Raw genomic sequence first — 489 nt, 5'->3', positions numbered from 1 at the left:
ATTCAGGACAGTTCCACCACCGAAAAACCTTGAAATCCAAAGAAAGGTTTGAAGAGCTGGGTGTAATTACCAAGAGTGATGCAGGAGTGCGGGATGATTCACTGACCGCCTATACCGTCTTTGGACGTTACGGGCTTGTATTCCCCTTACTGGACAAAGAAAACACCATTGTAAATTATTTTGCACTGCGTTTTGATCTGGACAGCCCAAAGGAAGAATATTTAAATCAGAAAGGAATTTATCCTGCATATCCTCATCCGCTTACCAAAAAGCTATATCTCGCACCGACTGTCATTGACTGTGCAAGCTTAATACAGAGCAGGATACTGGATCAAAGGGAAGCGGTCATAGCCCTGCATGAAGGGGAACTGCTGGAACAGCATTTGGAAGTTATCAGGTCATTATATGAATTGGAAGAAATAATAATCTTTAAGCGGTGAGAAAATGGAAAAGATCAGATTACAAATGCAGGAGATCAGACCCGATGTT

1 protein-coding gene is annotated in these 489 nt (G+C 42.1%); it reads left to right on the top strand.

Going from position 1 to position 489, the window contains the following annotated elements; all coding sequences use genetic code 11:
* Nucleotides 1-440: hypothetical protein (locus tag J3495_RS19040; RefSeq protein WP_210668565.1), on the top strand; the 440-nt coding region annotated here is incomplete at its 5' end.
* Nucleotides 441-489: the final 49 nt, after the last annotated feature.

The sequence above is a fragment of the Flavobacterium geliluteum genome, from assembly GCF_017948595.1.
Taxonomy (GTDB): domain Bacteria; phylum Bacteroidota; class Bacteroidia; order Flavobacteriales; family Flavobacteriaceae; genus Flavobacterium; species Flavobacterium flavipigmentatum.
The sequence above is the reverse complement of the archived record's forward strand: the minus strand, read 5'-3'. Positions and strand labels throughout refer to the sequence as shown.